A 14,251-nucleotide genomic window follows, 5' to 3' on the forward strand; every position below is an offset into this window, starting at 1 on the left:
ACAGTGGGAGCCCGGACATGAGCGATATCGCGGTCATCGCCCTCGGCGGCAACGCACTCACCCGCGAGGACCAGCGGGGCACCCTCGAGGAGCAGTACGCGAACGCCCTCGCGATGGCCAAGTCGGTCCGGTCGCTGCTGCGGCGCGGCTGGCAGGTCATCATCGTGCACGGCAACGGGCCGCAGGTCGGCAACCTCGCCATCCAGCACGAAGAAGGTGCCCGGCTGGTGCCGGCCCAGCCGCTGTTCTCCCTCGGCGCGATGACCCAGGGCGCGTTGGGCAGCCTGATCTGTCTGGCCCTGCACGAAGTCTGCGGCCACGAGATCCCCGGTGCGGTGTCCGTGATCACCCACATCGTCGTCGACCGCGACGACCCCGCGTTCACCAACCCGACCAAGCCGATCGGTCCGTTCTTCGGCAAGGAAGAGGCCGAGCAGTTCGCGGCAACCCGCGGCTGGACGATGATCCCGGACGCCGGCCGGGGCTACCGCCGGGTCGTCCCCTCCCCCACGCCCCAGGCGATTCTCGAAGCGAACGCCGTCACCACACTCGCGCAGTCCGGTCACATCGTGGTCGCCGCCGGCGGGGGCGGGATCCCCGTGATCGAGGAGAACGGCGCCTTCCACGGCGTCGACGCGGTGATCGACAAGGACTTCGCCGCCGAACGGATCGCGGCCTCGGCGAACGCGAACGCCCTCGTCATGGTCACCGGCGTCCCCTCGGTCAAGCTCGACTTCGGTACGCCGCGGGAGCGGTCGGTGCAGGAGCTGACGGTGAGCGAAGCCCGCCGGCACCTGGCCGACGGCCAGTTCCCGCCCGGCAGCATGGGCCCGAAGATGAGCGCGGCGATCAAGTTCGTCGAGGGACCGGCGTCGATCGACCGGCCGCGGTTCGCGGCCATCACCACCCCGGAGCTCGTCTACGCGACCCTCGACGAGCCACACGGCGTCGTCGAAGGCGGCCGTGGCACCCGGATCCTGCCCGAGGACCTTTCCACCCCCGCCACCACCAAGGAGCTGGTCGGATGAGCACGCGCGTCGCCGTACGCAAGAACTCCTACAAGGACAGCGTCCGCCTGCTCGAGGCGACCCGCGCGATCCTCGGGTCCCCCGGTGTGTCCTGGGGCTGGGCGCTGATGGCGACCCCGGCGAACCTCGAAACGCTCGCGGAACAAGGGGTTTCCGGCGATGTCGACACCGCTGCGGCCAACGACCTCGTGCTGGCTGTCCGGGCCGACGACGACGATGCGGCGACGGCCGCCCTCGAGACCGCCGAAGCCGCACTCTTCGCCGCGACCACGGCGGACGGCGACGACGCCGTACAGAACGCGACCGATCTCGGCGAGGCCCTGGTCGAGCGGCCGGACGCGAACGTCGCGATCATCTCGGTGCCCGGCTCATACGCCGCACTCGAGACACACAAGGCCCTGACGGCCGGTCTCAACGTCCTGCTGTTCAGCGACAACGTCCCGCTCGAGGACGAGATCCAGCTCAAGGAACGCGCCCGCGACCTCGGCCTGCTCGTGATGGGGCCCGGCGCCGGTACGGCGATGATCGCGGGCGCCGGCCTCGGGTTCGCGAACCGCGTCAGCGCGGGACCGGTCGGCATCGTCGCGGCCGCCGGGACCGGCGCGCAAGAGGTGATGAGCCTGCTGGACCGCTGGGGCATCGGCGTCTCTCATGTGATCGGCGTGGGCGGTCGCGACCTCTCCCCCGAGGTCGGCGGCCTGATGGCCGAGTCGGCGCTGCGTGCACTCGACGCCGACGAGCGGACCAAGGCGATCCTGTTGGTGTCGAAACCACCATCGCGTGAGGTTGCCGAGCGGCTGCTGAAGGTGCCGTCCAAGCCCACGGTCGCCGCCCTCATGGGCCTGCGCGACAGCCTCTCGACCCCGGATCACGTGACAGTGGTCAACACCCTCGAACGTGGCGCCGCCGAGACCATCGCGCTGGTCGGCGGATCGGCTCCCGATCTCGTGCAGGGACTGGCCGAAGACGTGGCGGGCCTGATCACCGGGCTGGCACCGACGCGACGCAAGGTCGTCGGCCTCTACAGCGGCGGGACACTCTGCTACGAGGCGCTGACGATCGCGACCGATCACCTCGGCCCGATCCACTCCAACGTCCCGCTGGACAAGTCGCTCACTGTCGACACGGCCAAGCCCGACTCGCATCTGTTCCTCGACCTCGGTGAAGAGGAGTACACGGTCGGCCGCCCGCATCCGATGATCGATCCGCAGGCGCGGATCGAGTTCCTCGAACGGCAGGTCGACGACGACGGTGTCGCCGCGGTCCTGCTCGACGTGGTGATCGGTGACGGCGCTCACGACGACCCGGCCGGCATGCTCGCGCCCGCGATCGAGAAGGTGACCGGCTCCGGCGCGATCGTCGTGGCCTATGTGCTCGGCACCGAGCTCGATCCGCAAGGGTTCGCGGCCCAGCAGGAGACGCTTCGGCGGGCCGGCTGCATCGTCACCGAGACGGCTGCCCGGGCCGCACTCGCCGCGGCCGCGATCGCGCTGCGGGACCCCGCGCTGGTCGCGGCGGAACTGTAGGAGGACGGCTGTGGGAGGGACGGCTGTGGGAGATGGCCTGCGCTTGGCGCTCACGACGTACTCGGTCAACCCTCGAGGTGGCGTCGTACACACCCTGGAGCTTGCGGAGGCACTGCAGGCGGCCGGGGTCCTCGTCACCGTGGTGGCGTTGTCCGACCAGGGCAAGGGGTTCTTCCGGGAGGTCGGCGTACCGGTGCGGTTGATCGATGCGCCTGCGCCCGCGCCGACGCTCGAGGAGCGGGTGTTCCAGTCGATCGCGACGCTGACCGAGTATCTGGGCGAGATCGGCGATCAGTTCGACATCGTGCACAGCCAGGATTGCATCTCGGCCCGCGCCGCAGCCCGGATCCGTGACGCTGGGACGTCGTACCGCGTGATCCGGACGGTTCACCACGTCGACGACTTCACCACGCAGGCGCTGATGGACTGCCAGCGAAACGCGATCCTCGAGCCGGACGACGTACTGGTGGTGAGCAAGCTCTGGCAGGACCTACTGCTGAAGGACTACGGCGTCCACGCGGGCATCGTCACGAACGGGATCCGCGCCGAGCGGTTCAGCGCCGGCATCAGCGAGCTGCGACGCAAGGAGCTGCGGCAGAAGCTCGGTGTGGACGATCGGTTCGTCTACCTGACCGTGGGCGGAATCGAGCCGCGCAAGGGTACGGCGTACCTCGTCGAGGCGCTGGCACGGTTGAAGGCGACGCATCCGAATCCGCCGATGCTGGCGATCATCGGCGGTCATTCGTTCCAGGACTACCGGGCCTACCGCGAGAGCGTGCTCGACTCGCTCGAGCCGAGTGGGCTGGAGCTCGGCAAGGACGTCGTACTGCTCGGGACCGTCTCGGACGCGGAGCTGCCGGAGTGGTTCAGTGCCGCGGACGGGTTCGCGTTCCCGTCGATGAAGGAGGGCTGGGGTCTGGTGGTCCTGGAGGCGATGGCGGCCGGCCTGCCGGTTGTCACGTCCGACATCGACGTGTTCCACGAGTTCCTGACCGACGAAGACGACGCGCTCATGACCAACGCCGGCGACGCGGCCTCCCTCGCCCAAGGGCTCGCGCGCCTGGTGGACGACGAGGAAACGCGGCGCCGGCTCGCCCAGCACGGCCCGACGGTCGCGGCACGCTATCCGTGGTCCGCCACCGCCGAGCAGCACCTCGAGGTCTACCGCCGGGCGCTCAACGCTCGCTGAGCGATCAGCGCGTGCTGTTGCGGCGCTCGAGGAGACGCCACAGCATCGGGGTGAAGATCAGCTGCATGGCCAGGTCCATCTTTCCGCCGGGGCAGACGATGGTATTGGGCCGCGACATGAACGAGTCGTGCAGCATCGACAGCAGGTACGGGAAGTCGATCCCGCGCGGATCCTTGAACCGGATCACCAGCATCGACTCGTCCGGCGTCGGAATCGTCCTCGCGATGAACGGGTTGGACGTGTCGACCACCGGCACGCGCTGGAAGTTGACGTCGGTCCGGGAGAACTGCGGGCACATGTAGTTCACGTAGTCGTGCATCCGGCGCAGGATCGTCTCGGTCACCGCCTCGGTGGAGTAGCCGCGCATGCCCTTGTCCCGGTGCAGCTTCTGCGTCCACTCCAGGTTGATCACCGGTACGACGCCGATCAGCAGGTCGGCATACTGGGCGACATCGACCTTCTCGGTCACGACGGCACCGTGCAAACCCTCGTAGAACAAGAGATCCGTGCTGTCCGGGAGATCCTCCCAGGGCGTGAACGTGCCCGGATCCTGCCCGTACGGCGCTGCCTCCTGGTCGTCGTGGAGATATCGACGGACCTGACCGCCGCCGCGTTCGCCGTACTCGCGGAACAGGGACTCGAGCTCGTCGAACAGATTGGCGTCCGGCCCGAAGTGGCTGAAGGTGTGATCGCCCTCGGCCAGCGCCCGGGTCATCTCGTCCTTCATCCCCATCCGGTCGTAGCGGTGGAAACTGTCGCCCTCGACGAACGCGGCGTTCACCTGCTCGCGCCGGAAGATCTGCTCGAACGTCCGCATCACCGAGGTGGTGCCGGCGCCGGACGAGCCTGTGATCGCGACAACGGGGTGCTTGGCTGACATCGGTCGGCTCCTCAGGCGGTCGCGCGGTAGAGACCGCGGAAGGCGTACAGCGGGTGGGTCTGCTGCTCCGGCTCATCGCGGTGGTAGCGCTCGATCCGCTCGACCTCCTCGCGGGAGCCGAAGACGAACCCGATCCGCTGGTGCAGGTCCTGTGGCGCGACCTCGAGCACACGCTCCCGTCCGGTCGTCGCGCGACCGCCGGCTTGCTCGATCAGGAAGGCGATCGGGTTCGCCTCGTAGAGCAGCCGGAGCCGGCCGTTCTGCTTGGCGTCGCGCGGGTAGAGGAACACGCCACCGCGGGTCAGGATCCGGTGCGCCTCGGCCACCAGGGAGGCGACCCAGCGCATGTTGAAGTCCTTCCCGCGCGGACCCGTCGTACCGGCCAGGCACTCGTCGACATAGCGCTGTACGGCGGGCTCCCAGAACCGGTGGTTCGAGGTGTTGATCGCGAACTCGGCGGTCGCTTCCGGCACGGTGACGTCCGACCGGGTCAGCACGAACTCGCCCAGCTCGGAGTCGAGCGTGAAGGCGTGCACGCCGTTGCCGACCGTGAGCATCAGGATCGTCGACGGACCGTAGATCGCGAAGCCGGCGGCGACCTGTTCGGTGCCCGGCTGGAGGAAGTCACTGACCTGTGCGTCGGGACCGCTGACCGGTGCGCGGAGGATCGAGAAGATGCTGCCCACCGACACATTGACGTCGATGTTGGACGAGCCGTCCAGCGGGTCGAACACGAGCAGATAGTTGCCCCGCGTGTAGCCGGCCGGCAGTTGGTACGGCGCCTCGAGCTCCTCCGATGCCATCCCCGCCAGCAGCCCACTCCGCTCGGTCGAGCGCAGGAAGATGTCGTTGGCCAGCACATCCAGCTTCTGCTGCTGCTCACCGTGCACGTTCGTGGCCCCGGCCGCGCCAAGCACTCCGGACAGCGCGCCGGACGCGATCCGCCGCGAGATTGCCTTGCAGGCGAGCGCGACGTCTCCGATCAACGCATCGATCTCGGCGCGCGGGCCGGGGTGACGGCGCCGGTCCTCGGTGAGGAACTGCGTCAGCGTGGGGCGTTCGGTCAGCATGTGCACTCCTCGCGGCGGGGGTAGGCCCTCCGAGCACACCAGTCCCGCGCCCGTGCGACATCCACCCCAGGGGTGACCACAGGGGTGGACGGCCAGTACGCCGATCACCCGCAGGCTCAACCCGATGGGTGAGTCGCCCGGGCGCGCGGCTCGTTAGCTTCGACGGAACGTCGCACATTCCTTTGCAGGAGGCCGAACATGCGCACCATCGATGCCACCGCCGCCGCGATCCTCCACCCGCCCAAGGGAATGCTGGTCGTGGACGAGTACGCCGAAGCCCTCGTCGCACGGACCGATCGTGCCCACAGGTTCACCGAGGCGTTGCTGGCCACACCGGGACTGGAGACCGACATCTCCGCGGTCCTACTGACGGCCAAGGCCTTTGCCGCTTTGCGTCCGACGGGCCGGCGGCCGTTGATCGGCGTACGGATGAGCACTCCGGCAGGTGAGTCGTCGGTCCCGCGCCGGCGGCTGACTGCGCTGGCGGAGAGTGGGGCCGCGTTTGTGGAGTGGCGGGAGAATCTGTCGCCGCTCGATGTTCCCCGCGGGGCCGTGCACGTCGGCGTACAGACGCTCGCGCGGGGTGCGGTGGCTGCGCAGGCGGAAGGGCTTCTGCCCGTTCTGACCATCGCGATGCCGGACCTTGGTGCTTCTGGTATCGCGGTCAGTCAGGCTGTCACGAGCAACGCATTATTTGCCCTGCGCAACGAGCTCGAGCGGGTCGGCGTCGATGCCGGACGGTTGCTGCTCCGGATCAACATGATCACGCCCGGGCGATCGAACCCGGTGGCCGTGGACTCCTCGCAGGTGGCACGTTTGACGGTGGACCTGCTGGCGAAGGGCTTGCTGCCCGGGATGCCCGGCGTACTCCTGCTCTCCGGGGGTCAGCCGCTCGATCAAGCCTGCGCGCATCTGCGGGAGATCGCCGTGCTGGCATCGCACGAACAGCAGCCGTGGCAGGTGACCTTCGGGTTCTCGCGGCCACTGGTCGCCACGGCCGCCCAGGCCTGGGGGTCCGAGCATGACGATGCCGAAAGCGCTCGGGTGCTGCTGCAGAACTGCCGGCAGGCCGGCGAATCCGTAGCGGCCGCGCTGGTCGCCGGTGGAGCTGGTTCGTGAACCACCTCCACACGACGGATCTCGTCGACCGGTCCCAGCCGGTCCTGGCCGGATATCGAGGAGTCATCTGCGACCTCGACGGCGTGGTCTACCGCGGCGCGCACGCCGTCGAGGGAGCCGTACCGAGTCTCAACGCGATGATCGCCGGTCAGGTGGGGTTGGTGTTCGCGACCAACAACGCCTCCCGCTCGCCGATCGCTACCCGGAATCATCTGTGCCAGTTGGGGATCAGTGCCGACGGGTGGTCCGTCGTCACGAGTTCGCAAGCGGCTGCGGCGTACGTCGTCGACCGTCTCGGACCGGGGGCGCAGGTCCTGGCCGTTGGTGGATTCGGCGTCGCCGAAGCGCTCGCGGAGGCTGGGCTGACCCCGCTCCGGGTCGCCGACCTCGACGGTCGATCGGTGGAGGCCGTGGTCCAGGGAGCCGGGCAGGACGTGACCTGGCGCGAGCTGGCCGAGGTCGGCTACCTCGTCCAGGCGGGCGCACTGTGGGTGGCGACGAACCTGGACGAGACCGTACCGACTTCCCGTGGACTCGCCCCGGGCAATGGTGCCTTCGTCGGTGCCGTCCGGGCCACAACCCCGGAGATCCCGCACGTGACGGGTAAGCCGGGGACGGCGCTGTTCGACCTGGCCCGCTCCCGGCTCGGATGCGACCGCGAGGAGACGATCATGGTCGGCGACCGACTGGACACCGACATCGCCGGCGCCCGTGCGGCGGGCCTCGACTCGATGTTCGTCCTGGGCGGCGCCAGCACCCTGCGCGACCTCGCGTTCGCATCTGCGCCCGCTCGACCGACCTACTTCGGGTTCGGTCTGCCTGGCCTGCTCCAGCCCGGCGTGTCCCGGCGGCACGAACCCGACGACGCCATCGAGGTGTCCGCCGACGGCGTGTTGTCGGTACGCCGTCCGGTCGCCCGCCACCGGTTGCTTCAGGCAGTCATCTCGGCTGCCTGGCAGGCCCGGGACAACGGACTGCCACTGACCGCGGACACCGCGCCCTGGGCAGCACTCGAACGCCGGCTAGGCGTCTGAGGCACGTTCGACCAGCCGGGCCAGGCGCAGTAGCCCGGCGTCCCTGGCGGGCAGGCCGAGCAGTTCGAGGCCGACCGGCAGTCCCTCGTCAGTGCAACCCCCGGGCAGTGTCAGAGCAGGCAGATCCGCCTGGGACGCGACCAGAGTGTTGACGGGCAACGTACCGCTCGGCAACCGGAGCCGGTCCCGATCCCGTCGCGGCGCCGGCACTCGAACGGTCGGGTAGACGAGCGCGTCGAGTCCACGGTTGGTCATCACGTTCACCACCGCTTCATGCAGGCGGCGCCGAGCAGCGGTCAGTTCGATCCGGTGCCGCCTTCCGGGTGTCGAGCGGGTCGCCAGCACCTCGGCGAGATCCAGCCCCTCAGGAAAGACACCCGAGTCATACAGGTCGATGAAACTCCTGTTCCTAGAGCTGAGGAAGGCGTCCAGATCCGCTCGAGCCGTCACCAGGTACGGCGAGCTGTCCCGCAGCAGCCCTTCCAACCCTGGCACCTCGACCGTCTCGACCCGCACGCCAAGGCGGGCGAGTGCCTTGTCGATCACCGTCGTGACCTGGTCGGCACCATCCCATCCGGCCGTGGAATCCGGGCGGACCAGCCGACCCAGTCGATAGGTCTCCAGCGGCCGCTGCGGTTCGCTGTCCGGCAACCGCCCATCGGACAGCACCGCCAGCAGGAGCGCCGCATCATCGACGCTGCTCGTCAGTGGTCCTGGCGTGTCCTGAATCGACACCAGCGCGGACATCCCATAGGTCGGGATCACGCCGGGCGTCGGGCGCATGCCGACCACGCCGTTGAACGAGGCCGGGACTCGTACGGATCCGCCCGTGTCGGATCCGATCGCAGCGGGCGCGAGGCCTGTCGCGACCGCCACGGCCGACCCGCTGCTGGATCCGCCGGCGTCATGCGCCGCCGATCGCCCGTTGACCGTCGGCACTCCCAGCGACGAGTCGGACAGCCACGACATGGCGAAGTCCGGCGTCGCGGTCTTACCGAGGATGATCGCGCCGGCCGCCCGGAGTCGCCGTACCGCCTCGGCGTCGGCCTCCGGCAGGTAGCCGCGGAAAGCCCGGCAGCCGAAGGTCGTCGGGATCCCCTGCGTCTCGAACACGTCTTTCACCAGGATCGGGATCCCGTGCAGCGGACCGAGCGGCTGGCCCGTTCGCGTCAGGTGCTCGTCGGCCGCGGCGGCGTCTCGCGCGGCATTCGGGTTGAGCGCGAGGATGGCTCCCAGCCGACCGTCGAACTCAGCGATCCGGGTCAGGCATTCGTGGACCAGCGCGGCAGACGTGAGTTCACCGGCGAGCTGCTCATGCCGCAGCACCGCCAGGCTCGGCCAGCTCGGCTGGGTTTCGAGCATCAGATGGGGACGCCCCACGGGCGGGACTCGAACTCGAGGCGGTCGGCATCGGCCCGCAGCAGCCGGGCCGCGATCCGGTGCACCTCGACCGACGCGGGGGTCGGTCCCGAGTGCGGCGTACGCGCGGCTTCGTGCTCCGCGGCCTCCTCCTCGCGTCGGGCGAGGGTGTAGAGCTGCCGGCACAAGGCGGTCACGACATCGTTCATCTGATCTCCCGGTGTAGGGGCTTGATCAGATGGTCGGGGATGCTGTTGCACCGGCGTTGCAGCACACTGCAACTCATGACTGAGCTTCCATCGGAGTATCACCGCAGACTTCCGTACGGCGAACGCATGTCAGCAGACCCGGTGCTGGGCGGACCCTTCTTCCCGTTCGACGGCGACGTACAGGTCGTGCCCCTGGACCAGCCCGCACTCCCGGAGCCCCCGCGGCGCGGTGAGCCCGGTGGTGAGCCCTGTCCGAAGTGCTCGGATCCGGACCGGTCGGTCATCTGGCGTGACGACCAGTGGGGGCTGAAGGCCTTCGGGGCCAGCGGGCTTCCGTTCGTCGCGCTGCTCGAACCGCTCGAGCACTATCGCCTCGACAACCTGCCGCCCGAGCTGACCGCGACGCTCGGTCCGATGATCCAGCGGGTCGCCGGCGCGATCAGGCGCATCGACAGCGTCGGCCGCACCCACTTCAACCGCTGGGGCGACGGCAGCGAGCACTTCCACGTCTGGTTCCTGGCCCGCCCGCTGGGCATGATGCAGCTCCGCGGCGCGATGATCGCGGCCTGGGACGACCTGCTGCCGAAGATCCCCGCGGCGGAGTTCACGGCCAACGCCCGCCTGGTCGCCGCCGCCCTCGCGGAGGACGGCGGCGAAGCGGTCGAGCTACCAGACGCCGAGTGACCGCGCGATCAGGATGTCGGTCTTCCGGGCCGGCGGTCCGTCGACCGGCGCCGGGTCGTCCGGCGTCGGGTTGATGCCGGCGGCCGCCACCCGGTCGAGCACCTTGAGGCCGAGCTTGTCGACCGATCCGAAGACGGTGTAGTCCGGACGCAGCCCGGAGTCCCCGAAGACCAGGAAGAACTGGCTGCCGTTGGTGTCCGGCCCGGCGTTCGCCATCGCCAGCGTGCCGCGCGCGTAAGTCTTGCGGACGCCGGTCGGATCGGCCGGCCAGTTGGGCAGGTCGGTCGGGAGTTCGTCCTTGTACTTGTAGCCCGGCCCACCTTCACCGGTGCCGCTCGGGTCGCCGCACTGCAGGACCTTCAGCGTCGGGTACAGCGTCAGCCGGTGACAGGTCGTGAAGTCGTAGAACCGGCTCTTGGCCAGATGCAGGAAGCTCTGCACCGTGCACGGCGCCTTGGCCCGGTCCAGTGACAGCAGCATCGGTCCCTGGTTGGTCGCGACCAGGACCTTGACGATCCCCTTGTCCGGCGTGTGCGCGGGATCCGGCGGCAACGACACCGGCCGGGCCGGCGGTTCGTCCGGCGTCGCCGTGTACCCACAAGGTCCAGGCTTGGCCTGAACAGCCGCATCCGCCGGCGCCGTGGCTACCAGCAGACTGGCAACCGTTAGCGTCGCGCACGCGATGGCACTCGTGACTCTCATGAGGAGGTCCTCTCCGATCAGCTGTTGGCCAGGGTGAAAATCCGCAGATCCCGATTCTTCGGCAGGATGATGCTGACAGGGGTCTTCGTCAAGGCCACGGGAGCAGTGGCGAAGATGTGCGTGGTGACGTTGTCCCGGCCACCACCCGACTCGTTCCGGTACGGCGTGGTCGCAACGATCACGTTTCCGTAGTGGACGGTGTCGCCGCCGCCACCCAGAGTCCAGTCACTGAAAGACAGCTCGACCTGACTGGTCGTGCCGTCGGCGTACTGCAGGGTCGCGGTCGCCTCCTGGTTGCCGTTGACCGCACTCCCGATGAACGACAGCTTCGTCGTACCGGCTGGCAGGTTGAGGTTGAGCAACTGCCCGTCGGCCGGGATGTTGTCCGGGTCCCCGGTCGGTACGTCGGGCCACGTGAAGCTCAGGCCGTCCACGGTGCTCACTCCACCCGGCGTCAGTCCGGCGGCCGCGAGCGCCTGGCGGGAGTAGCTGACGCCACCACCGTCGAAGTCGGCCTCGGTGTGGTCACCGGCGTCGTCGGAGATCGCCACACCTTCCCGCAGCACGAAGAACGAGTTCGGCTGCCCTACGACCACCGTGAAGCCCACCTGCGGCAGTTGGGTGCCGTCTGCTGCCTTGAGTGACACGGTCACCGAGTAGCGGCCGTCCGGCGTACCAGGTGCGGCTGTGATCGTCACGGGCGCACTGCCCTCGGTGTCGACCGCGAACGAGCCGCTTGCTGGTGTCGCAGTCAGACCAGCCGGTGTGGTCACGACGTACGAGACCTGTTGTGGTGTGCCACTGAGCCGGTGCGCCTTCACCGCAATCGGAGCACTCGTGGTGCCCGGTGCGACGACGACCCGGCTGGTGTCGGTCGAGGTCTGGAACGGGATCTCGCCAGTACGCCACGACGGCGGTGCGTCCTTGGGTGCGGCGCCCCACGAGGTGTTGGGCGTCGTACCGAGCTTGAAGTCCAGCGTGCCGCCGTGCTGCACGAAGGACTCCGGCAGCCACGGCTTGGTCGTCGTACGCCCGTTCACCTTCAAGGACTGGACGTACGTCGCATCCGCACCAGGCGCGTTGATCCGGATCGTTTTGCTGCCCCGGTGGATCACAGCGCGCGGGAACAGCGGGGACGCGACCTGGAGCTCCGCGCGGCTCGGGACGTCCGGGTAGAGACCCAGAGCGGTCCAGACGTACCAGGACGACATCGCGCCCAGGTCGTCGTTGCCGGGGATCCCGCCGGTGCTGGTGTCCCAGAGCTGGTTCATTGCCTGCCGCAACGTTTCCTGCGTCTGGTACGGACGGCCGGTGTAGTTGTAGATCCACGGCGTGTTGATCGACGGCTCGTTGTCCATCTCGGCGTGCAGTTCACCAGCACCGGTCAGCGCCCAAGTGCCGTCCGGATTCTTGAAGAACGCGTCCAGCCGCTGCCGCGCCTGGTCCACGCCACCCATCGCGTCGAACAGTCCGGCCCGGTTGTGCGGGATCATCCACGTGTACTGCGCACTGCTGCCCTCAGCGAACCCGTCACCCGTGGACGGCGTGAAGCTCGGCCAGGCGCCGTTGTCGTCCCGATTCTGGATGTAGCCGCCGTTCTCCGGATTGAACACGTTCTGCCAGTACTGCGACCTGGTCAAGAACCGCTTGTACGTCGTCTTGTCACCGGTGCGCTGCGCCAGTTGGGCCAGGGCGAAGTCTGCGGTCACATCCTCGAGTGTTTCGACCGCACCGCCCCAGGCGTTCGACTTGGTCGGGACGTAGTGCAGTGCGAGGTACTTGTCGAGTGACGGCCGCTGTCCGATCGACATGACCGGCTTGCCGGCCGAGCTGAGGTCCTTCGCGGTCGGAACGGTCGCAGCCTTCACCAGCGACCGCAGTGCGTTCCGTGCATCGAAGTTGGTCCCACCGAACGCGTAGATCCCGGCCACTGCCGGCGCCGACGGGTCACCGGTCATCACCGACGTACTGCCGGAGGCGTGGGTCCAGCGGTCCCAGATGCCGCCGTTCTGCGTCGCCTGGTTGAGCAGGGACTGCGCGATGTCACCGGCCTTGTCGGGTTCCAACAGGGTCAGCAGTTGCAACTGTGATCGGTACACGTCCCATCCTGAGAAGGTCGCGTACTGCGCTTGCTGTCCGCGCGCCAGGTTGTGCGGTTTCTGGTCGAAGCCCCAGTACTGGCGGTTGACGTCGCTGTACACGTTCGGGTGCAGCAACGCGTGGTACAGCGCGGTGTAGAAGGTGGTGCGCTGGTCCGTGCTGCCGCCGGAGATCTCGATTCGGTCCAGCTGCTTTCGCCAAGCCTGCTTGGCTTTCGCGGTCGTGGTGGCGATCGACGTACCGCGCGGGTTCTCAGCGCGCAGGTTGGCCAGGGCGTTCGCCGTACTGACGTAAGAGATGCCGATCCGCATTGTCACCTTGCTGCTGTCGAAGCCGACGTACCCGCCGGAGCCCTTGTTCGGGGGCATCCAGCCGTCGGTCCCATACGTCGTACCGCCGCTTGCTTTAGTGCTGCCCGGGGTGACGGTGGTGTCGGTCCAGGTGCCTTGGTTCTTGAAGGGTTGGTCGAACTCGGCGACGAAGTGCAGCGTGTAGTAGCTGCGCCGGCCGACGCTGGCGAGGTACCCGCAGAAGTTGCCGCTGGTGACGGATCCGGTGACCGTGCGCTTGGCGGGGTCGATGCTGATGTTCGCGTCGCTGGAGCCGACCTCAGAGTTCGACGTACGGAACAGGAGGCTCTTGGCCTTGTCCGCGGGGAACGTGAACGCAGCCGAGCCCGTGCGGGTGGTCGCGGCCAGCTCGGCGGTCGCACCGGAGTCCAGGCCGACCTTGTAGTAGCCGGGCTTGGCGATCTCGTTGGCGTGGTCGAACGTACTCGCGTAAACGTCGTCCTTCGCGTCCGTCTGCGGTGAGGTGGTGACATCACCGACGTACGGAAAGATCGGGATGTCGCCCGAACCACCGGCACATCCGGTGCCGCTCATGTGGGTCAGGCTGAAGCCGCGGATCTTGGTCGCCGAGTAGAGGTACCCGCCGGGCGCGGCGGTGCGGTACGCGTTCCCGCGGCTCGTCTCCGGGCTGAACGAGAACATCCCGAACGGCAGCACCGCCCCTGGGAAGACGTCGCCCAGCTCCGACGTACCGATCAGCGGATCCACGTGCTCGGTCGGATCCGCGGAACTGGCAGTGATCCGGCTCGATCCGACCGCTTCCGGCGTGCGGAGGCCGGCGACCGACGGATCAGGTGGTGTCGCGGTGGTCGGATTCGCGTGGGCCGGGGGCGCCGGCGAGGGAACGGCTTGCGCGACCGGAGCGAGGGCTGCGATCAGGACACCGGCGAGCAGGGAACAACGCAGGGCGGAACGACGCATGGGCGGCCAACCTCGGGGCGGAGAGACGTCGGGGTGACATCGTTGTCAGCAACAAATACCCCGCTACCGAGCGCACGTCA

General features: G+C 68.5%; 12 protein-coding genes. 6 read left to right on the forward strand and 6 right to left on the reverse strand.

The window, feature by feature from the left end; translation table 11 throughout:
* The first annotated feature begins 17 nt into the window (after window positions 1-17).
* From AB0L70_RS31720 to AB0L70_RS31730, 3 genes are read left to right on the forward strand one after another with little or no spacing between them, the layout of a single operon-like run.
* Entirely contained in the window at window positions 18-1,028 is a 1,011-nt protein-coding gene (locus AB0L70_RS31720) for a carbamate kinase (RefSeq protein ID WP_363690448.1), read from the forward strand.
* On the forward strand, window positions 1,025-2,554 hold the full coding sequence (locus AB0L70_RS31725) for a hypothetical protein (RefSeq protein WP_363690449.1): 1,530 nt from the start codon (window positions 1,025-1,027) through the stop codon (window positions 2,552-2,554). The genes AB0L70_RS31720 and AB0L70_RS31725 overlap by 4 nt, the downstream gene beginning before the upstream one ends.
* A gap of 25 nt (window positions 2,555-2,579) precedes the next feature.
* Window positions 2,580-3,743: an MSMEG_0565 family glycosyltransferase gene (locus AB0L70_RS31730; RefSeq protein WP_363690450.1), complete on the forward strand. Its 1,164-nt coding sequence runs from the start codon at window positions 2,580-2,582 to the stop codon at window positions 3,741-3,743.
* Window positions 3,744-3,747: 4 nt separating this feature from the next.
* Here AB0L70_RS31730 and AB0L70_RS31735 read toward each other — a convergent pair whose 3' ends face one another.
* Both AB0L70_RS31735 and AB0L70_RS31740 read right to left on the reverse strand, forming a co-directional pair.
* The gene (locus AB0L70_RS31735) at window positions 3,748-4,623 is read right to left on the reverse strand and encodes a phosphoribulokinase (RefSeq protein WP_363690451.1); all 876 of its coding nucleotides are present in this window, start codon (window positions 4,621-4,623) and stop codon (window positions 3,748-3,750) included.
* Between the two features lie 11 nt (window positions 4,624-4,634).
* The gene (locus AB0L70_RS31740; RefSeq protein ID WP_363690452.1) at window positions 4,635-5,693 is read right to left on the reverse strand and encodes a class 1 fructose-bisphosphatase; all 1,059 of its coding nucleotides are present in this window, start codon (window positions 5,691-5,693) and stop codon (window positions 4,635-4,637) included.
* A gap of 198 nt (window positions 5,694-5,891) precedes the next feature.
* Here AB0L70_RS31740 and AB0L70_RS31745 point away from each other — a divergent pair, with 198 nt between their 5' ends.
* Window positions 5,892-6,812 (forward strand): class I fructose-bisphosphate aldolase, encoded by a 921-nt coding sequence (locus AB0L70_RS31745; RefSeq protein WP_363690453.1) that lies wholly within the window; start codon window positions 5,892-5,894, stop codon window positions 6,810-6,812.
* Window positions 6,809-7,846: an HAD-IIA family hydrolase gene (locus AB0L70_RS31750; RefSeq protein WP_363690454.1), complete on the forward strand. Its 1,038-nt coding sequence runs from the start codon at window positions 6,809-6,811 to the stop codon at window positions 7,844-7,846. The genes AB0L70_RS31745 and AB0L70_RS31750 overlap by 4 nt, the downstream gene beginning before the upstream one ends.
* Here AB0L70_RS31750 and AB0L70_RS31755 read toward each other — a convergent pair.
* Window positions 7,835-9,226 (reverse strand): amidase, encoded by a 1,392-nt coding sequence (locus AB0L70_RS31755; protein WP_363690455.1) that lies wholly within the window; start codon window positions 9,224-9,226, stop codon window positions 7,835-7,837. The two genes, AB0L70_RS31750 and AB0L70_RS31755, sit on opposite strands and share 12 nt — an antisense overlap.
* On the reverse strand, window positions 9,208-9,414 hold the full coding sequence (locus AB0L70_RS31760) for a hypothetical protein (protein WP_363690456.1): 207 nt from the start codon (window positions 9,412-9,414) through the stop codon (window positions 9,208-9,210). Before AB0L70_RS31760 ends, AB0L70_RS31755 begins: the two co-directional genes overlap by 19 nt.
* Before the next feature lie 75 nt (window positions 9,415-9,489).
* Here AB0L70_RS31760 and AB0L70_RS31765 point away from each other — a divergent pair, with 75 nt between their 5' ends.
* Complete coding sequence (locus AB0L70_RS31765) at window positions 9,490-10,098, forward strand: hypothetical protein (protein WP_363690457.1); 609 nt, start codon at window positions 9,490-9,492, stop codon at window positions 10,096-10,098.
* On the opposite strand, the gene AB0L70_RS31770 is transcribed toward AB0L70_RS31765, so the two are convergent.
* The gene (locus tag AB0L70_RS31770; protein WP_363690458.1) at window positions 10,081-10,800 is read right to left on the reverse strand and encodes a peptidylprolyl isomerase; all 720 of its coding nucleotides are present in this window, start codon (window positions 10,798-10,800) and stop codon (window positions 10,081-10,083) included. The two genes, AB0L70_RS31765 and AB0L70_RS31770, sit on opposite strands and share 18 nt — an antisense overlap.
* Before the next feature lie 17 nt (window positions 10,801-10,817).
* Complete coding sequence (locus AB0L70_RS31775) at window positions 10,818-14,171, reverse strand: GH92 family glycosyl hydrolase (protein WP_363690459.1); 3,354 nt, start codon at window positions 14,169-14,171, stop codon at window positions 10,818-10,820.
* Window positions 14,172-14,251 lie beyond the last annotated feature (80 nt).

This window comes from Kribbella sp. NPDC051952 (genome assembly GCF_040680855.1).
GTDB lineage: Bacteria > Actinomycetota > Actinomycetes > Propionibacteriales > Kribbellaceae > Kribbella.

Excerpts from the sequence above, each read along its gene's own strand:
- AB0L70_RS31720 (WP_363690448.1), top strand. The coding sequence starts at position 18 with ATGAGCGATATCGCGGTCATCGCCCTCGGCGGCAACGCACTCACCCGC.
- AB0L70_RS31725 (WP_363690449.1), top strand. The coding sequence starts at position 1,025 with ATGAGCACGCGCGTCGCCGTACGCAAGAACTCCTACAAGGACAGCGTC.
- AB0L70_RS31735 (WP_363690451.1), bottom strand. The coding sequence starts at position 4,623 with ATGTCAGCCAAGCACCCCGTTGTCGCGATCACAGGCTCGTCCGGCGCC.
- AB0L70_RS31740 (WP_363690452.1), bottom strand. The coding sequence starts at position 5,693 with ATGCTGACCGAACGCCCCACGCTGACGCAGTTCCTCACCGAGGACCGG.
- AB0L70_RS31745 (WP_363690453.1), top strand. The coding sequence starts at position 5,892 with ATGCGCACCATCGATGCCACCGCCGCCGCGATCCTCCACCCGCCCAAG.
- AB0L70_RS31760 (WP_363690456.1), bottom strand. The coding sequence starts at position 9,414 with ATGAACGATGTCGTGACCGCCTTGTGCCGGCAGCTCTACACCCTCGCC.
- AB0L70_RS31765 (WP_363690457.1), top strand. The coding sequence starts at position 9,490 with ATGACTGAGCTTCCATCGGAGTATCACCGCAGACTTCCGTACGGCGAA.
- AB0L70_RS31770 (WP_363690458.1), bottom strand. The coding sequence starts at position 10,800 with ATGAGAGTCACGAGTGCCATCGCGTGCGCGACGCTAACGGTTGCCAGT.
- AB0L70_RS31775 (WP_363690459.1), bottom strand. The coding sequence starts at position 14,171 with ATGCGTCGTTCCGCCCTGCGTTGTTCCCTGCTCGCCGGTGTCCTGATC.